Origin of the sequence: Erwinia sp. V71 (assembly GCF_965644245.1) — a bacterium.
GTDB lineage: Bacteria > Pseudomonadota > Gammaproteobacteria > Enterobacterales > Enterobacteriaceae > Erwinia.
The window spans coordinates 1-22,748 of record NZ_CBFFRK010000073.1 but is presented as its reverse complement, the minus strand read 5'-3'; the positions used below and the strand labels follow the sequence as shown (position 1 = coordinate 22,748).

Genomic DNA, 22,748 nt, shown 5'->3' with positions numbered 1-22,748 from the left:
CGGTAGTTAACCCTTCCTCCTACACTCTCCACAATCATGTCCGAGCGTTGCACTTATTATCTGAATTCGCGCCTTACAAATCAATTGATAGCGATTACATTTTGAAACACTTTATTTATCTGTTATTTAGGATTTTCACCGTGTAGAAAGGCGTGCTGAAATGCGCTATTTTCAGCCTCGTCTGATAATCGATAATCAGAATCATGTCATAAACTTACCGGGTGCTATAACCCACTGGTTAGCAGAACCCTGTACGGTGAAAAATGCTGATTAACAGGGATAAGGTGAGTGTAACCGATTACACTAACGTGATCGGCGTCACTTTTTGCCGTCCGCGGGTTTTCTAACATGATAACAACAACACAGGCCCACCATTATTCGAGTGGCAGCCATGCTGCTGCTGCGAAGCATAACGGGCAAAGACAATCTGGAGGCGACATGCCTGGTAGTACTCAACACCGCAGAACATCTAATAAGGCGATGACCTTATTTGTCTGCTTTCTGGCGGCTCTGGCTGGGCTGCTGTTTGGCCTGGATATCGGCGTGATTGCCGGCGCCCTGCCGTTTATTGCCAAAGACTTCAATGTCACCAACCATCAGCAGGAGTGGATCGTCAGCTCGATGATGTTTGGCGCTGCCGTGGGCGCGATCGCCAGCGGCTGGATGTCCGCACGACTGGGCCGCAAAAAAAGCCTGATGGCAGGCGCGATCCTGTTTGTGATCGGTTCTCTGTGGTCAGCCTTTGCGCCGAACCCGGACATGCTGATTGTCGCGCGCGTCCTGCTGGGACTGGCGGTCGGCGTAGCGTCTTACACCGCTCCACTCTACCTGTCTGAAATTGCACCGGAAAAAATCCGCGGCAGTATGATTTCACTGTATCAGCTGATGATTACCATCGGTATTCTCGGTGCTTATCTCTCCGATACCGCGTTCAGCTATACCGGTAACTGGCGCTGGATGCTGGGCGTGATCACTATTCCGGCAATCCTGTTGCTGGTGGGCGTGTTCTTCCTGCCTAACAGTCCGCGCTGGCTGGCGGCAAAAGGTAACTTCCGCGATGCACAGCGGGTGCTGGACCGCCTGCGTGATACCAGCGAGCAGGCGAAGCGTGAGCTGGATGAAATCCGTGAAAGCCTGAAAATCAAGCAGTCTGGCTGGAGCCTGTTCAAAGACAACAGCAACTTCCGTCGTGCGGTGTACCTCGGCGTGCTGCTGCAGGTGATGCAGCAGTTCACCGGTATGAACGTAATCATGTATTACGCACCGAAAATCTTTGAGATTGCCGGTTTCGCCAATACCACTCAGCAGATGTGGGGCACCGTGATTGTCGGCCTGGTCAACGTGCTGGCGACCTTTATCGCTATCGGCCTGGTGGATCGCTGGGGACGTAAACCGACCCTGACACTGGGCTTCCTGGTGATGGCAGCCGGTATGGGCATCCTTGGTTCGATGCTGCATTTCGGTATCAACAGCACTGGCGCGCAGTATTTCGCTATCGCCATGCTGCTGATGTTTATCATTGGCTTCGCGATGAGCGCCGGTCCGCTGATTTGGGTACTGTGCTCGGAAATCCAGCCGCTGAAAGGACGTGACTTTGGTATCACTGTCTCCACCGCGACCAACTGGATTGCCAATATGATTGTTGGCGCGACCTTCCTGACCATGCTGAACACGCTGGGCAACGCGCCAACCTTCTGGGTTTACGCAGCGCTGAATATCTTCTTTATTCTGCTGACCCTGTGGCTGATCCCGGAAACCAAAGGTGTGACGCTGGAACATATTGAACGCAATCTGCTGTCCGGCAAAAAATTGCGTGATATTGGTTCACGCGACTGATACTCCCGGTATCAATACCGCCGGTAACCCGGCGGTATTTTTTCTTGTTCTCCCCTGATTTCATCTGAGATCGTTGCTCTTATACCTGGTCAGCAGAAGGGCGCTGTTTTTAGGCCTGTGCCTGTATAACGGCATCGCTTTTAGATCTGTGATGGCTCCGGAAACACGCTCAGCTCCGTAAAGACGCAAAAGCTGCCATCCATGGCCGATCGGCCCACGCCTTCCATGGCGCGGGACGCTTTCCTCCACTGACCGTGTTCCCTGCGCTTTGCATTTCTGTGTGGCTGCCCGTGAGCCCAATACAGCATCAGTCCTGTTGCATCCCCTGCCCCTGCCCATTATGCTTCCCGCTATGAAATCGCCCCGACTCCCCATCGCCTTACAGCAATCTGTGATGCGTGTGCTGCGCAGCAAACTGCAGCAAGCCAATCAGCGCCTCGAACGCAACTACCCGGAACCGAAACTGGTGTATCAGCAGCGTGGTACTGCTGCGGGCACAGCATGGTTGCAGGACTGGGAAATCCGCCTCAATCCGGTGCTGCTGCAGGAAAACCAGCAGGTATTTATTGATGAAGTGGTGCCGCACGAACTGGCGCATTTACTGGTCTGGAAATACTTCGGCCGCGTCGCACCCCACGGTAAAGAGTGGAAATGGATGATGGAGAGCGTGCTGGAGGTTCCCGCTCGCCGCACACACAAATTTGAAGTGGCTTCCGTGCGCAGCCGCGCCTTTCCCTATCGCTGCCGCTGCCAGCAACACCAGCTGACCGTACGCCGCCATAACCGCGTGCTGCGCGGCGAAAGCGAATACCGCTGCCTGCGCTGCGGCGATATTTTAACGCCCGGGGATTTCACGGATTCTTAAAAAGCAGCAACTGTGGCGAAAAAACAGCCGTAAAAAGCGTCGTTTATCGCCCTGTGATTCGTTATTCGCGCCGCATCTGTTACTCTGCGCAAAGTTTCCACCAGATGCCGAAAAAACAGATGATGTTGCGTAACATACTCACTCCATTAGCCGTAATTCTGCTGATCTCCTCCTTCAGCGCGCAGAGCCGCAATCCGGATAATTTCCAGCAAAATAACTTCCAGCAGGCAAAAGCGTACGCCTCTGAAATCAATGCAGATGCGCCGGGTTCATTCTATTGCGGCTGCAAAATCAACTGGCAGGGCAAAAAAGGCACGCCGGATCTCGCTTCCTGTGGCTACCAGGTGCGTAAAAACGCCAACCGCGCCAGCCGTATCGAGTGGGAACATGTGGTGCCCGCCTGGCAGTTCGGCCATCAGCGCCAGTGCTGGCAGGATGGCGGACGCAAAAACTGCAGTAAAGATGCCGAATACCGCCGTATCGAAAGCGACCTGCATAACCTGCAACCCGCAATTGGTGAAGTGAACGGTGACCGCGGCAACTTTATGTACAGCCAGTGGAATGGCGGTGAAGGGCAATATGGTCGCTGTGAAATGAAAGTCGATTTCAAACAACAGCTGGCAGAACCACCGGCACGGGCCCGTGGCGCAATTGCCCGCACGTACTTCTATATGCGCGACCAATACCAGCTGCGCCTCTCACGTCAGCAAACCCAGCTGATGACCGCGTGGGATAAGCAGTATCCGGTCACTGCATGGGAGTGCGAACGAGACAAACGTATCGCTCGGGTACAGGGCAACCACAATCCCTATGTACAGCAAGCTTGCCAGCGGTAAAAACCCTGCCCTAAACTAATCTCTTTCTCTTTCTTACCGTACGGGAGTAACCCGTACGGGTTATTTTCAGGATTTATATGCGTATACCTCGCATTTACCATCCCGACAGCCTGCTCGTCGGGAGTGAAGTCGCCCTGTCAGAAGATGCCGCAAACCACGTTGGCCGCGTACTGCGCATGAGCAACGGCCAGGCGCTGGAACTGTTTGATGGCAGTAATCTGACTTTTGCAGCAGAAATTATCCAGGCGGATAAAAAACACGTTAAAGTAAAAATCCTCGACAGCCGCGCTGACAACCGCGAATCGCCATTGCATCTGCATCTTGGCCAGGTCATGTCGCGTGGCGAGAAGATGGAATTTACCATTCAGAAATCGATCGAACTGGGCGTAAACGTGATTACCCCCTTGTTTTCTGAACGCTGCGGCGTAAAGCTGGATGCTGATCGTCTGGCGAAAAAAATCCAGCAGTGGCAAAAAATCGCCATTGCCGCCTGTGAACAGTGCGGACGCAACACCCTGCCCGAAATCCGCGAGGCGATGACGCTGGAGAGCTGGTGCGCGGAAGCAGAGAGCGGGCTGAAGCTCAACCTGCATCCGCGGGCGCAACACAGCATCAATACGCTGCCGCTGCCCGTAGAACGCGCGCGCCTGCTGATTGGTCCGGAAGGCGGTTTATCGGCAGATGAGATCGCGATGACCGCGAAACAGGGTTTTACCGATATTTTATTAGGACCGCGTGTGCTGCGTACGGAGACCACCGCGCTGACGGCAATTACCGCCCTGCAGGTGCGTTTCGGCGATCTGGGATAAGCGCAGCAGCCCATAGAGTGAAGTCACCGTGCCGGGGTTATGCGAGACTACGGCTAAATATCAAAGATTTGAGCGTTATCTGCCCAGCCCCGAAATGGCAGGCAAGGTAGCGTTCAAAAAGGAGAAAAAATGATTAAGCTTGGCATCGTGATGGACCCCATCACCTCCATCAATATTAAAAAAGACACCAGCTTTGCAATGCTGCTGGAAGCACAGCGTCGCGGTTACGAAATCCACTATATGGAGATGAACGATCTCTATCTGCGTAAAGGCGAAAGCCGTGCGCGTACCCGCCTGCTCAGCGTCGAGCAGAACTATGACAAATGGTTCGAGTTTGGCAGCGAGCAGGATATTGCGCTGGCCGATCTGAACGTGATCCTGATGCGTAAAGATCCGCCGTTCGATACTGAATTCATCTACGCCACCTATATTCTTGAGCGTGCGGAAGAGAAGGGTACGCTGATCGTCAATAAACCGCAGAGCCTGCGCGACTGCAATGAGAAGCTGTTTACGGCATGGTTTGCGGAACTGACGCCGGATACGCTGGTCACACGTAATGCCCAGCAGATCCGTGAGTTCTGGCAGGAGCATGGCGATATTATCCTGAAGCCACTCGATGGCATGGGCGGCGCATCGATTTTCCGCGTCAAACAGGAAGACCCGAATCTGTCGGTCATCACTGAAACCCTGACCGGTCACGGCAACTTCTACTGCATGGCGCAAAACTATCTGCCGGCGATTAAAGACGGTGATAAACGTGTGCTGGTGGTGGACGGCGAGCCGGTGCCTTACTGCCTGGCGCGTATTCCGAAATCAGGTGAAACCCGCGGCAATCTGGCGGCAGGCGGACGTGGTGAAGCGCGCCCGTTAACCGAAAGCGACTGGGAGATTGCCCGTCGTGTCGGTCCAACGCTGAAAGCGAAAGGGCTGATTTTTGTTGGTCTGGATATTATTGGCGACAAGCTGACGGAAATTAACGTCACCAGCCCGACCTGCGTGCGTGAAATCGAAGCGGCCTTCCCGATTTCGATCACTGGCATGCTGATGGATGCGATTGAAAAACGCCTGGCGTGATTATTTACACGGGGCGTCAGCCCCGTGGCTTACCCGTTAACCGCACAGCACCATGACACCGTGGCCGTTAACCACAACACAGAACGAGTGATAATGAATTTACAGCACCACTTCTTGATTGCCATGCCCGGACTGCAGGATCCTTTTTTCAAACGCTCAGTGGTTTATATTTGTGAGCACAATGATGAAGGCGCCATGGGTTTGATCGTCAATAAGCCGATGGAAAATTTAACGGTCGACGGTATCCTCAGAAAACTCAAAATTTCCCCGACGCCGCGCGATCCTGAGATCAAACTCGATAAACCGGTATTTGCCGGGGGTCCACTGGCGGAAGATCGCGGTTTTATTTTGCATACCGCGCAGCGTATTTTTGCCTCCAGTATTCGCGTCTCCGAAAACACCGTGATCACCACCTCACGCGATGTGCTGGAATCGATTGCCACCCCGGAACAACCGGAGCAGGTACTGGTGGCGCTGGGTTACTGTGCCTGGGAAAAAAATCAGCTCGAAGGTGAATTGCTGGAAAATGCCTGGCTGACTGCGCCAGCGAACAGCAATATTCTGTTCCATACACCCATCGCCGATCGCTGGCGCGAAGCAGCGAAGAGCATTGGTGTGGATATTCATAATATCGCGAATGAAGCAGGTCACGCCTGATGTCCGCTATGACGCTGCTGTCGTTTGATTTCGGCACCAAAAGTATTGGCGTTGCGGTGGGGCAACAGCTGACAGGCACCGCCCGCCCGCTGACGGCAATCAAAGCGCAGGATGGTATCCCGGACTGGGATATCATCGGGAAGCTGCTGAAAGAGTGGCAACCTGACCTGCTGATTGTGGGCCTGCCGCTGAATATGGATGGCACTGAACAGCCACTCACCGCCCGGGCGCGTAAATTCGCCAACCGCCTGCATGGCCGTTTTGGCCTGCAGGTGGAGTTACAGGATGAACGGCTGAGCACAGTGGAAGCGCGCGCCGACCTGTTTGCCCGCGGAGGATTCCGTGCGCTGAATAAAGGCAGTGTCGATTCACTTTCTGCGGTGATTATTCTGGAAAGCTGGTTTGAGAATAACTGATTAACATATTAATTTAATATTATTTATCTGTGCGGGCTAATGTGACAATACCCGCAAAAATAAATCTATTCCTTATACTTAAGGAAGGTGCGATTTAATCATTCAAAGTTCTGTTCATGACTACAATGATTGCCGTTCATCTATCGTTTTCAGTGTTTTGGGCGGTTCTTTGTTCATTTACCATACGATGACAGGACGAAAAAATGGTTCCCATCGAATTAATCGCACCTTCCTTAAACAGTGCTTTTACCTGGGGAAGTGATGATTTTAGTTTCTCGTTACAGCTAACCTATTACCCTCGAAAAACATTTATGTTTACCTGGAGAGATGGGAAATTTCATCCACCGGAAAATATTGCAGAGCTGATTGAGATAGTAACGCAATTATATACATCCCACGGTAACTCCAGTCAGCAGGTTGAGAAAGTTATCACTCAGACAACGTCAATACTGACCAGCATGCAGTCAGACGAGGCAATGCGGCAACAGGCAGAAATCAGCATGGCGGAATCAGGGCAGACGTTGCAGGAGGCCATACCCAAAAAACGGGAAACGAATCAGCCTCCCCTGCCCGACTTGCTGACACAAGCCACGCAAGCTAACAGCAGGCTCACGGTCTCCGTAGAAATATCGGCCGAACAGCAGCAGGAAGAAAATATCGATGAAGTGATACCTTATGGCATCAGACCACGCACGAAAAGCCAGCTACGCAAAAGAACCACTTCCGTTTTAGACGTCAGCGACGTTAAAGAGAATACACTGGCATCGACAGAAGAGGATTACAGGCAACGCAGCAGCAGTCTGATCGCCAGAGAATCCCAGTTAGCTACCAGAACAACCAAAAGTCGGGACAACAAGACACCAGCAGAAGATGATACCTTCAGACCCCGCAGCCGCACTCTGGAGATCAGAAAACACCGCACGTCGAGTGAGCATTCTGATTAAGCCACCAGCCGCCTTGCCTCAGGGCAAGGCGCACTCACCCTCCGCAATCACACCTTCCGCCACTCGCTGGCGATAACTCTGTTCAAAGGTGCGCATACCTGCCTGTATTCCGGTCTGTAATAAACCAGGAAGCTGATGGTTTTTCCCCTCACGGATTAAATTCGCCACCGCGGGTGTGTTGACCAGCACCTCAAACAGCGCCACCCGACCGCCCTGCTTACCCGCCACCAGCTGCTGTGCCACCACCGCTTTCAGGCTACCCGCCAGCTGACAACGCACCAGATTCTTTTCCGCCGCCAGAAAGACATCCACCAGCCGGTCAATCGCCTGCGCTGCGCCACGGGTATGCAGCGTCGCCAGCACCAGATGCCCGGTTTCCGCCGCGGTCAGCGCCAGGCGAATCGTCTCACTGTCGCGCAACTCACCCAGTAAGATCACATCAGGATCTTCCCGCAACGCTGCGCGTAGTCCCTGCTGAAAAGAGCTACAGTGCTGGCCAATTTCCCGCTGCTGGATCAGCGACTGCTGGCTGTGATGGATAAATTCCACCGGATCTTCCAGCGTAATAATATGCAAATCGCGCTGCTGGTTCAGCATGCCGATCATCGCCGCCAGCGTGGTGGATTTTCCGCTGCCCGTCGCGCCGCTAATCAGCAACAGTCCATCCTGCTGTTGCAATAATGCCGGGATCACCTCAGGCAGCCCCAGTGCCGCCAGCGGCGGGCAGTCACTGGCGATCAAACGCAGCGCCAGCGAGATCCCCAGACGCTGGTGAAACGCGTTAGCGCGCAGCCGGGCACCACTGGTCAGCGTCAGGGCAAAATCGACATGGCCCGTCGCGGCAAATGCCTCGCGCTGAGCATGATCCAGCCAGCTCATCACCAGCGACTCCAGCACATCAGCATTCACTTCCGCCAGATTAGGGATGACTGACAAACGCCCGTGACAACGCCACTGCGGCAAATGGCCACTGCAAAGGTGCAGATCGGCGGCGTTATGCTTTACACTAAGAGCCACAATTTCGTCCAAATCCATAAAGTTCTCCTGACCATGACCTCAATTCAGCAAAACCTACAGCAAGTCCGCCAGCGAATCTCAGCGGCATGCGAACGTTGCGGCCGCGATCCAGCAGGAGTTACGCTGCTTGCAGTCAGTAAAACCAAACCTGCGAGCGCGGTCGAAGAAGCCGCCGCAGCAGGGCAAATTGCTTTTGGTGAAAACTATGTGCAGGAAGGCACCGATAAAATTCAGGCGCTGGCCGCGTATCCTCAGCTGGAATGGCACTTTATCGGTCCGCTGCAATCCAACAAGAGTCGTCTGGTGGCGGAAAACTTTGCCTGGTGCCACACCGTGGACCGGCTGCGTATCGCCACCCGTCTGAACGAGCAGCGTCCCGCACATCTGCCACCGCTGAATGTGCTGATTCAGATAAACATCAGCGACGAAAGCAGCAAATCTGGCATTATGTTGCAGGACTTACCCGCGCTGGCGCAGGAAATCGCCCGGCTGCCGCAGCTGACATTGCGCGGCTTAATGGCAATCCCCGCACCAGAAAGCGACTATCAGCGCCAGCTGGCGGTATGCCAGCAGATGGCGCAGGCGCTGGAGCAGTTAAAGCAACACTATCCATCGGTCGATACGCTGTCGCTGGGGATGAGCGACGATATGGATGCCGCCATCGCGGCAGGCAGTACCATGGTGCGCATTGGCACCGCGATTTTTGGCGCGCGTGACTACACTCACGCCACTCACAACAACCACTGAGGAACCTCATGCTGACGTTGACTTTTCTGGTCAAGACCCTGATCGATCTTTACGTAATGGTGCTGCTGCTGCGTATCTGGATGCAGTGGTCACGCTGTGATTTTTACAACCCGCTGGCGCAGTTCGTGGTGAAAGTGACCCAGCCCGTGGTGAAACCGCTGCGCCGTATTATTCCGGCGATTGGCCCGATTGATACCGCTTCGCTGCTGCTGGCGTTTGTGCTGACCACGCTGAAGTACCCGATTTTACTGCTGATTCAGGTGGGTGCGATGTCGGTCGATCCGATGAACCTGCTGGTGGGGCTGCTGGCACTGGTGAAGTCCGCCGGTTACCTGGTTTTCTGGGTGATTATTATCCGCTCGCTGATGAGCTGGATCAGCCAGGGACGCGGTGCAGTCGACTATGTGCTGATTCAGTTAACTGAGCCGCTGATGGCACCAGTACGCCGCATTATTCCGGCCATGGGCGGTATTGATTTCTCCGCGATGGTGGTGATTCTGGTGCTGTATCTGCTCAACTACCTCGGCATGGATCTGTTCCCTGGCCTGTGGTATCTGCTGTAACGCGTTAATGATGAATTCTGGATCTGTTATGCAAAAAGTTGTACTCGCAACCGGTAACCCGGGCAAAGTTCGCGAACTGGCCGACCTGCTGGCGGCCTTCGGCCTGGATATCGTGGCGCAGACCGAACTCGGCGTCGAATCTGCCGAAGAGACCGGTTTAACCTTTATTGAAAACGCCATCCTCAAGGCGCGTCATGCCGCGCAAATTACCGGCCTGCCAGCGATTGCCGATGATTCTGGCCTGGCGGTGGATGCGCTGGGCGGCGCACCGGGTATCTACTCGGCGCGCTACGCCGGTGAAGACGCCAGCGACCAGCAGAACCTCGAAAAACTGCTGGCGGCACTGCAGGACGTACCTGACGATCGTCGTCAGGCGCAGTTCCACTGCGTGCTGGTGTATGTGCGCCATGCGGCAGACCCGACGCCGCTGGTGTTCCACGGCAGCTGGGAAGGTGTGATTACCCGTGCCGCCGCGGGTAATGGTGGCTTTGGTTACGACCCTGTTTTCTCTATCCCGGAACTGGGTAAAACCGCAGCTGAACTGACAAAGGATGAGAAACGCGCTGTATCCCACCGCGGCAAAGCATTGACGCTGCTGTTGGAAGCAATGCGCAATGGCTAACCGTCCACCACTGAGCCTGTATATTCATATTCCGTGGTGCGTACAAAAGTGCCCTTACTGCGATTTCAACTCTCATGCGCTTAAGGGCGAGGTGCCGCACGAAGAGTATGTGCGTCACCTGCTGGCCGACCTGGATAACGATCTGCCGCTCACCGGCGGGCGTGAAGTGCGTACCATCTTTATTGGTGGTGGCACGCCCAGTCTGTTAAGCAGTGAAGCAATGATGATGCTGATGGACGGTGTACGGGCGCGTCTGCCGCTGGCGCCTGACGCGGAAATCACCATGGAAGCTAACCCGGGCACGGTAGAGGCTGACCGTTTCAGCGGCTACCAGCGCGCGGGCATCAACCGTATCTCGATTGGCGTACAAAGCTTTAGCCCGCAGAAACTGCAACGTCTGGGGCGTATCCACGGTCCGGAAGAAGCGAAACGCGCGGCACACCTTGCCGCCGGGCTGGGACTGCGCAGCTTTAACCTCGATTTAATGCACGGCCTGCCGGACCAGACGCTGGAAGAGGCGCTGGATGACCTGCGTCAGGCAATTGCGCTCAATCCGCCGCATCTTTCGTGGTATCAGCTGACCATCGAGCCGAACACCATGTTCAGTTCGCGGCCGCCGAAACTGCCGGATGACGATGCGCTGTGGGATATTTTTGAGCAGGGTGACCGCCTGCTGACCGCGGCCGGTTACCAGCAGTATGAAACCTCAGCCTATGCGAAGCCGGGTTACCGCTGCGAGCATAACCTCAATTACTGGCGTTTTGGCGACTATCTCGGCATCGGCTGTGGCGCGCACGGTAAACTGACACAGGATGATGGCCGCATTATCCGTACCGTGAAAACCCGTCATCCGCGTGGTTTTATGGCCGGTAACTATCTGGATCGTCAGTATGAAGTCGCGGAGAGCGAAAAACCGTTCGAATTCTTTATGAACCGTTTTCGTCTGCTGGAAGCCGCGCCACGACAGGAATTTGTCGCGTATACCGGTCTGGATGAGAGCGTGATTCGCCCGCAGATTGATGAAGCGCTGGCGAAAGGTTATCTGACGGAAACGGCGGAGACCTGGCAGATTACGGAGAAAGGGAAACTGTTCCTGAACTCCCTGCTGGAGCTATTTTTAGCTGAGGATTAAGCTGGCAGCCACATGGCATCGCCAGACTGCTCCCCTCTCCCATCCCAACGTTTACGAACCACATCCCTGTGGTTCGCCCTTCGGGCCGAAGCAAGCTTCGGTCAAATTCGTTCCTGACGAATTTGTCCCCCGCTCTGCGGGGGAAAGGGCGGTTCGGTACACATTTGCAGCATAGCGCCAATGCTTTAACTGGCTTTGCTATTTCTTCACCGCCACCAGCAGATCTTTTCGCTGCCCTTCCAGCGTTGTCACACGATTACAGACTTCATGACCAAAGTTCTGGAAATCCTGTTCCTGCTTACTCCACTCAGCCTGAATCGCCTGCTGTAAGCCACCGAGATTGCCCATAATCGCCTGCAGCGGATTATTGCCGGATGCCGCCTGTTTCGTGCCCATCTCATTCAGGCTGTCCTGCAACACACCGCCCAGCGTGCTCTGCACCAGACGCTCGCCATCCTGACGCACCTGGTCAATCGCCTGATGATGGAAGGTTAAGCCGTCGCTGCGATGTTCAATAATGCGGTTCATTTGCTGTTTCAGCTGGCCGTTGAGCGTGGTCAGCCGCGAACGCACATTGCTGTCGCTGCCCAGCTTGTCGACAATCACCCGATCCAGCGCCACACGCCCTTTTTCCAGGCGTTCTGTCGCGCCCTGATCCACCCATGGCAGATCACGACGCAGTGCATTCTGATAATTAATCGCTTTCTGGCGCGTCGCGGCATCCACCGTGACCGGGCTGCCGTTGTACTGCACATTCCCTTCAGGAGAGATCTCCAGATTGCCGTTCGCCCCGACGACCTGCACGCTCTGCGGCTTAATCACCACATCGTCCTGCGGCTTCACACTGCACTCATAGGCGGCCTGCGCCTGACCTGCAGCCACCAGTAACGCGACAACCAGCGCTTTACGAATCATGGAGTCTCCTGCTTGACAAAAAAATGGGCGGCCTCATTGCCGCCCTCTTCACTACTTAGTCCCACCAAACGTCAAACAGTTCCGAAACCGTGACATCTTTGAGATTACGCGCCGTCAGCCAGTTGCGCACCAGTTCACGATGCTCGTCGGTGCACTTGCCGAGTTTCTCCAGGCAAATCAGCCCTTCCCACTGCAGATAGCCGCTGCCATCAAAAGCCAGGCCGTTTGGCGCAATCACTTCATTGATCAGCGCATCAACGGTGCTGTCGATCTGCTCTTCACTGGTGCCTTCTGCAAAGCTCCAGTTAACGGTAAAGCCCAGTTCCTGAAACTCATCAATGTGCATCTTCTTGCGCAGACGACGACTACGTTGTGTTGCCATTATTTCACCCTCTCAAACATCAGATCCCATACACCGTGTCCTAAACGCTGACCACGTTGCTCGAATTTGGTTAACGGACGCGACTCCGGTCGCGGTACAAAATTATTTTCAGCGGACAGATTCTTATAACCTGCCACACTGTTCATGACTTCCAGCATATGTTCAGCGTAAGCTTCCCAGTCGGTCGCCATATGGAACACACCACCCAGCTTCAGCTTACGCAGCACCAGCTCGGCAAAGGGGACCTGCACAATGCGACGTTTATTATGACGCGCTTTATGCCATGGATCGGGGAAGAACAGCTGCACCATACGCAGCGAGTTATCCGGGATCATCTTATTCAGCACTTCCACTGCGTCATGACACATCACGCGCAGGTTCTCTGTGCCCGCCTCATACGCCGCGCCGAGGCAGGCACCGACACCCGGAGAGTGCACTTCAATACCGAGGAAGTTTTGCTGCGGGTTGCTGCTGGCCATCGTGACCAGCGATGCGCCCATACCGAAACCGATCTCCAGTACCACTGGCGCTTCGCGGCCAAACAGTGCGGCCAGATCCACCGGTTCCTGCTGGAACTCGACGCCCATCACCGGCCAGTAATCATCCAGCGCCTGTTGCTGGCCTTTGGTTAAGCGGCCCTGGCGGCGGACAAAGCTGCGGACACGGCGCATCGCACGGCCGTTTTCATCAAATTCGGGGGAGATGACGTCATTAATCATTTGGTTGCCTGTTAATCAGCTTTTCAGCAAATGCGGGCATTATGCAAAGTTAGCGCGCAGAAGCAAGCCCTGGAAAGTTCCGGTTTACAGTACCGGGCGACTGTGCTGCAATTCCTGCCTCAGTGTAGAGTAATAACGGAAAATTTCCTCCCGATGATGCAAGCGCAACAGTTCGCGCAACAAGTGCTGGACTGGTATCAGCGCTTTGGACGCAAAACCCTGCCGTGGCAGCAGGAAAATACGCCCTATAAAGTGTGGCTCTCTGAGGTGATGCTGCAGCAAACTCAGGTCGCCACCGTGATCCCCTATTTTGAGCGCTTTATGGCGCGTTTCCCGACCGTCACCGATCTCGCCGCGGCACCGCTGGATGAAGTGCTGCACCTGTGGACCGGGCTGGGCTACTATGCGCGGGCGCGCAATCTGCATAAAGCGGCGCAGCAGGTGGTTAATCTGCACGGCGGCGAGTTTCCGCAGACTTTCGACGAAGTCGCTGCGCTGCCTGGCGTTGGTCGCTCCACCGCGGGCGCCATCCTCTCGCTGTCGCTGGGTCAGCATTTCCCGATTCTTGATGGCAATGTGAAGCGCGTACTGGCGCGCTACTGCGCGATTGATGGCTGGCCGGGGAAAAAAGAGGTAGAGAAAAAACTGTGGGACGTCAGCGAGCAGGTAACTCCGGCGCAGGGCGTCAGCCAGTTTAACCAGGCGATGATGGATATCGGCGCCATGGTATGCACGCGCAGTAAACCAAAGTGTGAAATCTGCCCGGTCAATCCAGGCTGCATGGCCTATGCCAACGGCAGCTGGGCAAAATATCCTGGCAAAAAACCGAAACAGACACTGCCGGAACGCACCGGCTGGTTTTTACTGATGCAGCGTGGCGATGGCGTGTGGCTTGAACAGCGCCCGCCAGTCGGCCTGTGGGGCGGTCTGTACTGCTTCCCGCAGTTCAGCACTGAAGAAGAGTTGCAGCAGTGGCTGCAACAGCGGGCGATCGATAGCAGCCAGCTTAGCCAGCTGATCGCCTTCCGCCATACCTTCAGCCACTTCCACCTCGATATTGTTCCGATGTGGCTGGAACTGCCCGCGGCACGCACAGCCATGGATGAAGGCGCGGGTCTCTGGTATAACTTAGCGCAGCCACCGTCTGTGGGACTGGCCGCGCCGGTTAAGCGTCTGCTGAACGAACTGCGTCAGCCACAGCAAATGACGCCAGACCCACAATAATTCGGGCTGCAGGAAGGCGACAAGCCCGTGAATCCCCAGGAGCATAGATAACTATGTGACTGGGGTGAACGGGCGCAGGCAACGCATCTGCAGCTTGAAGTATGACGGGTATGAGTACTCGCGTGATACAAGAGGAAGAGTAATGAGCCGCACTATTTTTTGCACCTTTCTGCAACAGGATGCCGAAGGGCAGGACTTCCAGCTCTACCCTGGTGAGCTGGGCAAACGCATCTACAATGAGATCTCGAAAGAAGCCTGGTCGCAATGGATGAAGAAGCAGACCATGCTGATCAACGAGAAAAAACTCAACATGATGAACCCTGAAGATCGCAAACTGCTGGAACAGGAGATAGTGAAATTCCTGTTCGAAGGCAAAGACGTCCATATCGAAGGCTTTACCCCGCCAGAAGAATAATCAGACGGGCCTTACGCGGGCCCCATTTTTTTGGGCCAGACACAGACAAAAAATGAAAAAATTGATTGCCTTGCTAGTGATAGCACCGCTATTAGTCTCCTGCTCCGGGAAGAAAAATCAGTATCACGAAGAGTGGGTTAAAGACACCAACGGTTTTGACATTCTGATGGGCCAGTTTGCCCATAACATTGAGAACATTTGGGGTCTCAATGAGGTGCTGATCGCCGGTCCAAAGGACTACGTGAAATATAGCGATCAGTACTACACCCGCAGCCACATCAACTTCGATGCCGGTACTATTACCATCGAAACCATTGCCGGCACGAACCCGACCGAGAGTCTGCGTCAGGCGATTATCACCACCCTGCTGATCGGCGACGATCCGAGCAATGTCGATCTCTATTCTGACGCCAACGATATTCAGATCAGCAAAGAACCGCTGCTGTACGGCCAGGTGCTGGATAATACCGGCCAGCCCATCCGCTGGCAGGGCCGCGCCGCCAGCTTTGCTGACTACCTGCTGCAGAACAAACTGCAGCGCCGCACTTCTGGCCTGCATGTGATCTGGTCGGTCACCATTCCAATGGTGCCAAACCACCTGGATAAACGTGCGCATAAATACCTGCCAATGGTGCGCAAAGCGTCGGAAAAATATGGCGTCGATCAGTCGCTGATCCTGGCCATTATGCAGATTGAATCAAGCTTCAACCCGTATGCCGTCAGCCATTCTGATGCGCTGGGGCTGATGCAGGTGGTGCAACACAGCGCCGGGGTGGACGTGTTCCGTATGCAGGGCAAATGGGGCAAGCCAAGCCGCAGCTACCTGTTCGATCCGGAGAACAATATCGATACCGGCACCGCTTACCTGTCGATTCTGCAGGGTAACTATCTGGCGTCGATCAGCAACACCACTTCACGGCGTTATGCGGTGATCACCGCCTATAACGGCGGCGCAGGCAGCGTGCTGCGTACCTTCTCCAGTGACAAGAACCGCGCATTCGACATCATTAACAATATGTCGCCGAATGAGGTTTACCAGACGCTGACCACTAACCATCCGTCTGCTGAGTCACGTCGCTATCTGTACAAAGTGAACAAAGCGCAGACCGGCTATCGCCGTTACTGACGTTTTCAGCTGCTGTTGCAGGCGGCTGTAAGCTGGCATGAGGGGAAACATTCCGATGGCTCCGCAGCGGCTTGTCCGCACAGGAGCGCGGAATGGTCGCTCCGGAGAATGCGGGCAGTCAGACGACAGGATAAAAAAACGGCGAGCATTAGCTCGCCGTTTTGCTTACGGGATCATATCCCCTGGTGCTGGCATCAAAGTGATTGCCGAAAAAATCGTTTAACGCGTGATATGTTTAAACTGCCGGGTGGTATCGGTTAATGCCGTTTCCGTTGGCAGACGCTCCATCGAACTGGCGCCGTAGAAACCATCGCACAGCGGGCAGTTATCGAGAATATATTGCGCATCTTCCGGCGACGAAATCGGGCCGCCATGGCACAGCACAATCACATCCTTACGCACCGCTTTGGCCGCTTCCGCCCACTGATTAATCAGCGGCACACAATCCGCTAACTTCAGCGCCGTTTCTGCACCGATATTGCCGCCCGTGGTCAGTCCCATATGCGGCACAATAATATCAGCGCCGGCCTGGGTCATTGCCACCGCATCTTCGGTGCTGAAGACATAAGGCGTGGTCAGCATATCTTTCTGATGTGCCAGACGGATCATCTCCACTTCCAGCTCATAGCCCATACCGGTTTCTTCCAGATTGGCGCGGAAATTACCGTCAATCAGGCCCACCGTCGGGAAGTTTTGCACGCCAGAAAAACCCAGTGCTTTCAGTTCATCGAGAAACTTATCGAACTGGCAGAAGGGATCGGTGCCATTCACACCGGCCAGCACTGGCGTGTGTTTCACTACCGGCAGTACCTCTTTCGCCATATCGACGACAATTTCATTAGCATTGCCATATGCCAGCAGACCCGCCAGCGATCCGCGCCCCGCCATACGATAGCGTCCGGAATTGTAGATAACGATCAGATCGATGCCGCCCGCTTCCTCACACTTCGCGGACAGGCCAGTCCCCGCTCCACCACCGATAATCGGTTCACGCCGGGCAATCATCGCCCTGAATTTACTCAACAGCTCCTGGCGATTAAACGCAGGCATAATTATTTCTCCCTGGCAACGAGGCCGCGAAATGCCGCCACCGCCGCATCTGCAAACAATGGATCGTTAATGTTATAAGGCAGGTACTGAATCCGGCGCTTGTCGGTCTGCACCAGCTCTTTTTCCAGTGTGGTGATAAACGCCTCACTGGCCTCCGGCCACCAGAAGGCTTGTCCCGGAGCGTCCAGCGCTGAAAAACCACCCTGCGGGACGAGGAAAATCACCTCGCCATGGCAGCGATTCAGTTTTGCCGCGATCCATTTCGCCATCGCCACATTCTCTTCCGGCGTGGTACGCATCAGCGTGACCTGGGCATTATGGTGGTAGAACAGACGGTCTGCATATTTTGCCGGCACTGTCGATGGATGACCGAAGTTGACCATATCCAGTGCACCGGCAGAGATCACGCAGGGCACTTCGGATTTTGCTATCGCATCGAAGCGATCTTCACCGCAGGCCAGCACGCCGCCGAACAGCAAATCACACACTTCGGTGGTGGTAAGATCGAGTAAACCCGCCAGCATGCCGCTGTCAGCCAGTTTCTCCATCGCCTTACCACCGCTGCCTGTAGCGTGAAACACCAGGCAGTCGTAGTCGCTTTCCAGCGCCTTACTCACCGCCTGAATACAGGGGGTGGTGACACCAAACATGGTCAGGCCGAGCGCGGGTTTATCAGAGGCATCCGCTGCCACGTCAAACAGCACCGCACCGGCAATCTGATGCGCCGCATTGCCAAGCACCTGACGTGAGATACGGTTAAGACCAGAAACATCGGTCACGGAGTAGAGCATGCTGATATCGCTGGCACCAACGTACCCAGAGACATCGCCAGAGGCCATGGTGGAGACCATCACTTTCGGCACACCGACCGGCAGCGCCTGCATCGCGGGCGTAATCAACGCCGTGCCGCCGGAACCGCCAAGGCCGATAATGCCCGCCACATCGTCGCGGCGGCTGAGGAAGATTTCAAACGCCGTCGCCATCGCATCAATGGCACGACCACGGTCACCACAGAACACCGCCGACGCCCCCTGCGGGTGGCAGGCGGCAACACTTTCCGCGCTAAAATCGACCTGCGCAGCGTGGCTAAGTGATTGAGTTGAAAGGTCAACTGTTAATACTTTAGCGCCGCTACGGGAAATTAAGTCACGAACAAAATACAGTTCATTTCCTTTAGTATCTACCGTCGCTACGGCATAGATAAAACCGCTATCCTTTTTCATTTCTTTGGCTCAATCCTGTCATATTAATGAATAAAGAGTTGATTAACCTGAAATAAAAACCACAATTTTCCTTGTGCAAACGAACTGTCGCGTTATGCTGAGATAACAGTAACACCCATTTAATTGATAAATCAATAGAATGAAACATCAGTCTCATTGATATATATCAAGATTTCGGGGCGTTACTGCCTGTGGAAACGGCGTAGCTTTAAGCCATTACTGGCCGTTAATTGACTGTTTTATGGCAAATTTACAGAGGTTACTGTGGTTCAAATGGAAAACCAGGAAGGAATGTCAATGACATCAACTCGCGCACGTACGCGCCGTCTGCTCATCAATACTGCCATGCAATTGTTCGATAGCGGCGCGTTTCCATCAATCAGCGAAGTGGCGCAAGCCGCTCAGCTTTCACGTGCAACGGCATATCGTTATTTCCCCACCCAAAGCGCGCTGGTCGCGGCGATTGTCAGTGAAACACTGAAGCCGATGAACAGCTGGCAGCCTGAGCAACCGGAAGCCGGAGCACGTATCGAAGAATTAATGGAATTTGCCTTTCCGCATATGTTGCAGCATGAAGGCACGCTACGTGCCGCGCTGCATCTGTCGCTGACGCAGTGGGCGCAGACGCAGGCTCAGGACGCGGTGCCGGTGAAAGAGAAGCTGGTGCGCGGCAACCGTAAAATGCTGCTGCAGAAGGTGGTGGAACCGCTGGCGGATGAATTACCGCCAGAGCTGTTTCAGCGGGTATTACATGCGCTGTCGCTGGTATACGGCTCTGAGATTTTCCTCGTCATGAAGGATATCTGGGGCTGTGACAATCAGGAACTGCAGGATGTGGCGAAGTGGATGGCGAAGGCGATTGTGCGTCAGGCGCGGGAAGATGCGAAGCTGAGTATCTAGTGACGCCTGATAGCTCCTTGCGATGGTGCTACAGGCTAACACCTTACAGCCCCTTCCCCCGTAAAACGGGGGAAGGTTGGGATGGGGGAGGGCGTTTTACGGCGCTCCCCTTTCCCCTTTCATACCATGGGGTAAGGCGTTTACGTTGCCCGCCTCAGCCATTACACCAGCACATAACCATGCAGGCGTTTGACACCCTGTTCATCGGCTTCGGTATACACCCCCTGCAGCTCCGGAGAAAAGCCCGGCAGCAGGTTAATCCCCTCTTCCAGAGCCAGGAAGTAACGCTGAACCGCGCCGCCCCACACTTCGCCCGGCACCACACACAGCACGCCCGGCGGGTATGGCAGTGCGCCTTCCGCTGCGATACGCCCTTCTGCTTTGGCGATCGGCACCAGCTCAACATTGCCACGAATAAACTCGATATTGGCGTCCTGCGGGTTCATCGCCACTTTCGGCAAACTCTGCTGACGGAACATAGCTTTCTGCAGATCTTTCACGCCATAGCTGACATACAGATCGTGCATCTCCTGGCACAGACGGCGCAGCGTATAGCCTTCATAGCGCGCGGCGTTCTTGCGGTACACCGTCGGCAGCACGTCACACAGCAACGCATCGTCTTTCACATGCTGTTCAAACTGCGCCAGCATCGCCACCAGATGCGCCATCTTCTCCGCACTTTCCGCTGGCGTCAGCAGGAACAGGATCGAGTTAAGATCGCACTTCTCCGGCACAATACCATTCTCACGCAGATAGTTAGCCAGAATGGTGGCCGGAATACCGAACGCAGCATATTCCCCGCTGGCAGCATCAATTCCCGGCGTGGTCAGCAACAGCTTACACGGGTCGATCAGGTATTGATCGCGTGCATAACCGGCAAAACCGTGCCATTGCGCGCCCGGCGCGAAGCTGAAGTAGCGCGCATCGCGGGCAATCGTTTCTGTCGGCGCATCCTGCCAGGGTTTACCCTCCACGCTGTCCGGTAAAAACGGTTTGATCATCTCGCATTTTGCGAGGATCGCTTTACGCGCATCAATCCCCAGCGTGACGCACTCGTGCCACAGACGGCGTCCGGCCTCGCCCTGATGCATTTTGGCGTTCACATCCAGCGCGGCGAACAGCGGATAAAACGGGCTGGTCGACGCGTGCAGCATAAAGGCGTTGTTCAGGCGCTTATGGCTGCAGAAACGCTTCTGACCACGCAGGTGGTTGTCTTTTTTATGAATCTGCGAGGTCTGGGAAAAACCGGCCTGCTGTTTGTGTACCGATTGAGTGACGAAAATGCCGGGATCGTTCTCGTTCAGGTCGAGTAACAGTGGCGAACAGGCTTCCATCACCGGAATAAACTGCTCGTAACCGACCCACGCAGAATCAAACAGAATGTAGTCACACAGATGACCAATGCGATCCACCACCTGACGCGCGTTATATACCGTGCCGTCATAGGTGCCGAGCTGAATCACCGCCAGGCGGAACGGACGCGCCTCATTAGCGCGCTCCGGTGCCACTTTTTTGATCTGCTTGCGCAGATAGCGTTCATCAAAGCAGTGAGCGTCGATGCCACCAATAAAACCAAATGGATTACGCGCCGTTTCCAGATAAACCGGCGTCGCACCCGCCTGGATCAGCGCGCCATGATGGTTGGATTTATGGTTATTGCGGTCAAACAGCACCAGATCGCCACGTGTCAGCAGCGCATTGGTCACCACTTTATTGGCGCTGGAGGTGCCATTAAGCACAAAGTAGGTTTTATCCGCATTAAACACTTTGGCGGCAAACTTCTGCGCATGCTTGGCAGAACCTTCGTGGATCAGCAGATCGCCCAGTTTCACATCGGCGTTGCACATATCGGCGCGAAACACATTCTCGCCAAAGAACTCATAAAACTGACGGCCTGCCGGGTGCTTTTTAAAGAACGCGCCGCCCTGGTGGCCCGGGCAGGCAAAGGTGCTGTTGCCCATGGCCACATATTTGGTCAGCGTGTCGAAAAACGGCGGCAGTAAACCCGCTTCATAGCGGGCCGCCGCCGCTTCAAGCTGTGCTGCGGATTCAGCATCACCGGTCAGTAAACCACTCACCTCAGGCAGCCCCTGCGCCTGATCTGCGCTCTCCAGCGCGATAAATACCGGCAGGTTAAAACCGGTATGGCGCAACAGCGCCAGCACGCCACTGCGGGAATCCGCAACGGAGACGACAACCGCCGCCACATCGGTAAAATCGGTACTGTCCAGCGTGATGATTTCACGCGTGGTGTGGAGGTGTGGCGCCACAGCGGCGCTGGCAGCAATTTTCAGTGTTGTCATAGCACAAATCCCCAGCGGTCAAGGATGAGTGGGTGCCAAAGGCACGGCATAGGAATGTCCCCCACGCGGAAACCATTCCTGGCGAAAAATGTCAGGTTCGACTGAGCAATACTGGATTCAGCTTCAACCGATAGACATCAGTAAAATCAGATCGCGTCTGTTTTTACTCATGCCCAACAGCAAGCGTATGACTGGCCTCACCGCATGGTGAGAGAGGGTATCGACGTGGTATGACAGCATGATGGTCGCGTGCGCAGCGACATCCGAAGATGGCAGGAACAAGTGCTTTTCGTCAGCATTGTACCGTTCATAGCGGCGACCTCAGTTGAAAGGGGTTTAAAAGGACAGCAAATTTCGCGCAATAATGGCATCTTTTGTTTTTTGACACAACCCGCGAAAGTGAATTAATTGCCGAAAACAACCAATGCATAATACATTGATTAATAACCAAAAAACAAAAAATGCGTTATTAAAAATGTTTTATTTTCCGTTAGTTATGCAAATTTATACGCAAGTAAGTTTTACTAAAAGGATGTTTCCTCCGTCAGACCACATCCTTTCAGTACCGATCATTTTCACACCACAGGCAAAAACCAGTGGCAGGATGCCGCCTCTGTGACTAACACTTTCGGCTGCGGGCGCACGGATTCTGCCATCCGTCGCACCTGCTGCAATACCTGCCCGGCCGTAGTGTCGTCACTCTCCAGCACATACTCCTTTAGCGGCAGGTAAAAACGCTTTCCCAAAGGGTCAGTAATAATATTGGAATAGCCCTGAGCGATCAGCATATCGTGCAGCTGTGCCATGTCATCATAGGTCGCCTGATGAAGTTCAACGCGAACCGTAAAGCTGGTCATAGTGTGTTCCTTTTTTAATTATGGAAATAGGTTAAACAGAAGGAAGGTGCGATTTAATCGGTGGGGTTCAGTGGAGTCCTTAGCTGTATTAGCCTTACCTTAGCTGAGCTGTATTA

At 54.5% G+C, this 22,748-nt stretch carries 24 protein-coding genes; 16 read left to right on the top strand and 8 right to left on the bottom strand.

The annotated features are described in order from the left end of the window. The first annotated feature begins 438 nt into the window (after positions 1–438). The 8 genes from ACSZO1_RS14920 to ACSZO1_RS14885 all read left to right on the top strand — a co-directional run bounded on the left by ACSZO1_RS14920 (position 439) and on the right by ACSZO1_RS14885 (position 7,437). Entirely contained in the window at positions 439–1,836 is a 1,398-nt protein-coding gene (locus tag ACSZO1_RS14920) for a sugar porter family MFS transporter (RefSeq protein ID WP_437613892.1), read from the top strand. 352 nt (positions 1,837–2,188) lie between these two features. Continuing rightward, positions 2,189–2,701, top strand: a complete 513-nt coding sequence (locus ACSZO1_RS14915; protein WP_437613890.1) for a SprT family zinc-dependent metalloprotease — start codon at positions 2,189–2,191, stop codon at positions 2,699–2,701. Positions 2,702–2,823: 122 nt separating this feature from the next. Then, a complete protein-coding gene (endA, locus tag ACSZO1_RS14910; protein WP_437613894.1) occupies positions 2,824–3,537 on the top strand; it encodes a deoxyribonuclease I in 714 nt (237 codons plus the stop codon). Positions 3,538–3,614: 77 nt separating this feature from the next. After that, positions 3,615–4,346, top strand: a complete 732-nt coding sequence (gene rsmE / locus ACSZO1_RS14905; protein WP_437613888.1) for a 16S rRNA (uracil(1498)-N(3))-methyltransferase — start codon at positions 3,615–3,617, stop codon at positions 4,344–4,346. Positions 4,347–4,475: 129 nt separating this feature from the next. Continuing rightward, positions 4,476–5,420 (top strand): glutathione synthase, encoded by a 945-nt coding sequence (gene gshB, locus ACSZO1_RS14900; RefSeq protein ID WP_437613887.1) that lies wholly within the window; start codon positions 4,476–4,478, stop codon positions 5,418–5,420. A 93-nt stretch (positions 5,421–5,513) separates the two neighbouring features. Beyond that, positions 5,514–6,077, top strand: coding sequence for a YqgE/AlgH family protein (locus tag ACSZO1_RS14895; RefSeq protein WP_437613885.1), 564 nt, complete (start codon positions 5,514–5,516; stop codon positions 6,075–6,077). Continuing rightward, positions 6,077–6,493, top strand: coding sequence for a Holliday junction resolvase RuvX (gene ruvX / locus ACSZO1_RS14890; protein WP_437613883.1), 417 nt, complete (start codon positions 6,077–6,079; stop codon positions 6,491–6,493). Before ACSZO1_RS14895 ends, ruvX begins: the two co-directional genes overlap by 1 nt. Positions 6,494–6,696: 203 nt before the next feature. After that, positions 6,697–7,437, top strand: a complete 741-nt coding sequence (locus ACSZO1_RS14885; protein WP_437613881.1) for a hypothetical protein — start codon at positions 6,697–6,699, stop codon at positions 7,435–7,437. Between the two features lie 18 nt (positions 7,438–7,455). Here the strand turns inward: ACSZO1_RS14885 and ACSZO1_RS14880 are convergent, their stop codons facing one another. Next, complete coding sequence (locus tag ACSZO1_RS14880) at positions 7,456–8,472, bottom strand: type IV pilus twitching motility protein PilT (RefSeq protein ID WP_437613879.1); 1,017 nt, start codon at positions 8,470–8,472, stop codon at positions 7,456–7,458. Positions 8,473–8,487: 15 nt separating this feature from the next. On the opposite strand from ACSZO1_RS14880, the gene ACSZO1_RS14875 reads away from it, so the two are divergent. From ACSZO1_RS14875 to hemW, 4 genes are read left to right on the top strand one after another with little or no spacing between them, the layout of a single operon-like run. After that, positions 8,488–9,201: a YggS family pyridoxal phosphate-dependent enzyme gene (locus tag ACSZO1_RS14875; protein ID WP_437613878.1), complete on the top strand. Its 714-nt coding sequence runs from the start codon at positions 8,488–8,490 to the stop codon at positions 9,199–9,201. 8 nt (positions 9,202–9,209) lie between these two features. Continuing rightward, positions 9,210–9,764, top strand: a complete 555-nt coding sequence (locus tag ACSZO1_RS14870) for a YggT family protein (protein WP_437613876.1) — start codon at positions 9,210–9,212, stop codon at positions 9,762–9,764. A 28-nt stretch (positions 9,765–9,792) separates the two neighbouring features. Then, positions 9,793–10,386 carry an XTP/dITP diphosphatase gene (locus tag ACSZO1_RS14865; protein ID WP_437613874.1) on the top strand — a complete coding sequence of 198 codons (594 nt, stop codon included), beginning with the start codon at positions 9,793–9,795 and terminating at the stop codon, positions 10,384–10,386. Then, positions 10,379–11,518 carry a radical SAM family heme chaperone HemW gene (gene hemW / locus ACSZO1_RS14860; RefSeq protein WP_437613872.1) on the top strand — a complete coding sequence of 380 codons (1,140 nt, stop codon included), beginning with the start codon at positions 10,379–10,381 and terminating at the stop codon, positions 11,516–11,518. The genes ACSZO1_RS14865 and hemW overlap by 8 nt, the downstream gene beginning before the upstream one ends. Before the next feature lie 198 nt (positions 11,519–11,716). Here hemW and ACSZO1_RS14855 read toward each other — a convergent pair whose 3' ends face one another. Genes ACSZO1_RS14855 through trmB form a run of 3 tightly spaced genes read right to left on the bottom strand, consistent with a single transcriptional unit; the run spans position 11,717 to position 13,534 of the window. After that, positions 11,717–12,433, bottom strand: a complete 717-nt coding sequence (locus tag ACSZO1_RS14855; protein WP_437613870.1) for a DUF2884 domain-containing protein — start codon at positions 12,431–12,433, stop codon at positions 11,717–11,719. Positions 12,434–12,488: 55 nt separating this feature from the next. Continuing rightward, positions 12,489–12,815, bottom strand: a complete 327-nt coding sequence (locus tag ACSZO1_RS14850; RefSeq protein ID WP_437613868.1) for a YggL family protein — start codon at positions 12,813–12,815, stop codon at positions 12,489–12,491. Beyond that, complete coding sequence (gene trmB / locus ACSZO1_RS14845; RefSeq protein WP_437613866.1) at positions 12,815–13,534, bottom strand: tRNA (guanosine(46)-N7)-methyltransferase TrmB; 720 nt, start codon at positions 13,532–13,534, stop codon at positions 12,815–12,817. The genes ACSZO1_RS14850 and trmB overlap by 1 nt, the downstream gene beginning before the upstream one ends. A gap of 153 nt (positions 13,535–13,687) precedes the next feature. Between trmB and mutY the strand changes: the two genes are divergently transcribed. The 3 genes from mutY (at position 13,688) to mltC (ending at position 16,299) form a co-directional block, all read left to right on the top strand. After that, entirely contained in the window at positions 13,688–14,758 is a 1,071-nt protein-coding gene (mutY, locus tag ACSZO1_RS14840) for an A/G-specific adenine glycosylase (RefSeq protein ID WP_437613864.1), read from the top strand. Positions 14,759–14,900: 142 nt separating this feature from the next. Beyond that, positions 14,901–15,173 (top strand): oxidative damage protection protein, encoded by a 273-nt coding sequence (locus ACSZO1_RS14835; RefSeq protein WP_437613862.1) that lies wholly within the window; start codon positions 14,901–14,903, stop codon positions 15,171–15,173. A gap of 52 nt (positions 15,174–15,225) precedes the next feature. Further along, positions 15,226–16,299 carry a membrane-bound lytic murein transglycosylase MltC gene (gene mltC / locus ACSZO1_RS14830; RefSeq protein ID WP_437613860.1) on the top strand — a complete coding sequence of 358 codons (1,074 nt, stop codon included), beginning with the start codon at positions 15,226–15,228 and terminating at the stop codon, positions 16,297–16,299. A 219-nt stretch (positions 16,300–16,518) separates the two neighbouring features. Here the strand turns inward: mltC and ACSZO1_RS14825 are convergent, their stop codons facing one another. Continuing rightward, positions 16,519–17,349, bottom strand: a complete 831-nt coding sequence (locus tag ACSZO1_RS14825; RefSeq protein ID WP_437613858.1) for a phosphoenolpyruvate hydrolase family protein — start codon at positions 17,347–17,349, stop codon at positions 16,519–16,521. Between the two features lie 2 nt (positions 17,350–17,351). After that, positions 17,352–18,572, bottom strand: a complete 1,221-nt coding sequence (locus ACSZO1_RS14820; RefSeq protein ID WP_437613856.1) for a Tm-1-like ATP-binding domain-containing protein — start codon at positions 18,570–18,572, stop codon at positions 17,352–17,354. A gap of 291 nt (positions 18,573–18,863) precedes the next feature. Here ACSZO1_RS14820 and ACSZO1_RS14815 point away from each other — a divergent pair, with 291 nt between their 5' ends. Beyond that, the gene (locus ACSZO1_RS14815) at positions 18,864–19,472 is read left to right on the top strand and encodes a TetR/AcrR family transcriptional regulator (protein ID WP_437613854.1); all 609 of its coding nucleotides are present in this window, start codon (positions 18,864–18,866) and stop codon (positions 19,470–19,472) included. A gap of 161 nt (positions 19,473–19,633) precedes the next feature. Here the strand turns inward: ACSZO1_RS14815 and ACSZO1_RS14810 are convergent, their stop codons facing one another. Both ACSZO1_RS14810 and ACSZO1_RS14805 read right to left on the bottom strand, forming a co-directional pair. Next, the gene (locus tag ACSZO1_RS14810; RefSeq protein ID WP_437613852.1) at positions 19,634–21,775 is read right to left on the bottom strand and encodes an ornithine decarboxylase; all 2,142 of its coding nucleotides are present in this window, start codon (positions 21,773–21,775) and stop codon (positions 19,634–19,636) included. 575 nt (positions 21,776–22,350) lie between these two features. Next, positions 22,351–22,632: a hypothetical protein gene (locus ACSZO1_RS14805; protein ID WP_437613851.1), complete on the bottom strand. Its 282-nt coding sequence runs from the start codon at positions 22,630–22,632 to the stop codon at positions 22,351–22,353. Between the last annotated feature and the right edge of the window lie 116 nt (positions 22,633–22,748).

Bases quoted from the DNA above. Each gene is read 5' to 3' on its own strand.
- ACSZO1_RS14870 (WP_437613876.1), top strand. From the start codon at position 9,210: ATGCTGACGTTGACTTTTCTGGTCAAGACCCTGATCGATCTTTACGTA.
- ACSZO1_RS14885 (WP_437613881.1), top strand. From the start codon at position 6,697: ATGGTTCCCATCGAATTAATCGCACCTTCCTTAAACAGTGCTTTTACC.
- hemW (WP_437613872.1), top strand. From the start codon at position 10,379: ATGGCTAACCGTCCACCACTGAGCCTGTATATTCATATTCCGTGGTGC.
- ACSZO1_RS14805 (WP_437613851.1), bottom strand. From the start codon at position 22,632: ATGACCAGCTTTACGGTTCGCGTTGAACTTCATCAGGCGACCTATGAT.
- mltC (WP_437613860.1), top strand. From the start codon at position 15,226: ATGAAAAAATTGATTGCCTTGCTAGTGATAGCACCGCTATTAGTCTCC.
- ruvX (WP_437613883.1), top strand. From the start codon at position 6,077: ATGTCCGCTATGACGCTGCTGTCGTTTGATTTCGGCACCAAAAGTATT.
- ACSZO1_RS14875 (WP_437613878.1), top strand. From the start codon at position 8,488: ATGACCTCAATTCAGCAAAACCTACAGCAAGTCCGCCAGCGAATCTCA.
- ACSZO1_RS14920 (WP_437613892.1), top strand. From the start codon at position 439: ATGCCTGGTAGTACTCAACACCGCAGAACATCTAATAAGGCGATGACC.
- ACSZO1_RS14855 (WP_437613870.1), bottom strand. From the start codon at position 12,433: ATGATTCGTAAAGCGCTGGTTGTCGCGTTACTGGTGGCTGCAGGTCAG.
- ACSZO1_RS14810 (WP_437613852.1), bottom strand. From the start codon at position 21,775: ATGACAACACTGAAAATTGCTGCCAGCGCCGCTGTGGCGCCACACCTC.
- mutY (WP_437613864.1), top strand. From the start codon at position 13,688: ATGATGCAAGCGCAACAGTTCGCGCAACAAGTGCTGGACTGGTATCAG.
- ACSZO1_RS14915 (WP_437613890.1), top strand. From the start codon at position 2,189: ATGAAATCGCCCCGACTCCCCATCGCCTTACAGCAATCTGTGATGCGT.
- ACSZO1_RS14850 (WP_437613868.1), bottom strand. From the start codon at position 12,815: ATGGCAACACAACGTAGTCGTCGTCTGCGCAAGAAGATGCACATTGAT.
- ACSZO1_RS14865 (WP_437613874.1), top strand. From the start codon at position 9,793: ATGCAAAAAGTTGTACTCGCAACCGGTAACCCGGGCAAAGTTCGCGAA.
- ACSZO1_RS14815 (WP_437613854.1), top strand. From the start codon at position 18,864: ATGTCAATGACATCAACTCGCGCACGTACGCGCCGTCTGCTCATCAAT.
- ACSZO1_RS14820 (WP_437613856.1), bottom strand. From the start codon at position 18,572: ATGAAAAAGGATAGCGGTTTTATCTATGCCGTAGCGACGGTAGATACT.
- ACSZO1_RS14895 (WP_437613885.1), top strand. From the start codon at position 5,514: ATGAATTTACAGCACCACTTCTTGATTGCCATGCCCGGACTGCAGGAT.
- gshB (WP_437613887.1), top strand. From the start codon at position 4,476: ATGATTAAGCTTGGCATCGTGATGGACCCCATCACCTCCATCAATATT.
- rsmE (WP_437613888.1), top strand. From the start codon at position 3,615: ATGCGTATACCTCGCATTTACCATCCCGACAGCCTGCTCGTCGGGAGT.
- ACSZO1_RS14825 (WP_437613858.1), bottom strand. From the start codon at position 17,349: ATGCCTGCGTTTAATCGCCAGGAGCTGTTGAGTAAATTCAGGGCGATG.
- trmB (WP_437613866.1), bottom strand. From the start codon at position 13,534: ATGATTAATGACGTCATCTCCCCCGAATTTGATGAAAACGGCCGTGCG.
- ACSZO1_RS14835 (WP_437613862.1), top strand. From the start codon at position 14,901: ATGAGCCGCACTATTTTTTGCACCTTTCTGCAACAGGATGCCGAAGGG.
- endA (WP_437613894.1), top strand. From the start codon at position 2,824: ATGTTGCGTAACATACTCACTCCATTAGCCGTAATTCTGCTGATCTCC.
- ACSZO1_RS14880 (WP_437613879.1), bottom strand. From the start codon at position 8,472: ATGGATTTGGACGAAATTGTGGCTCTTAGTGTAAAGCATAACGCCGCC.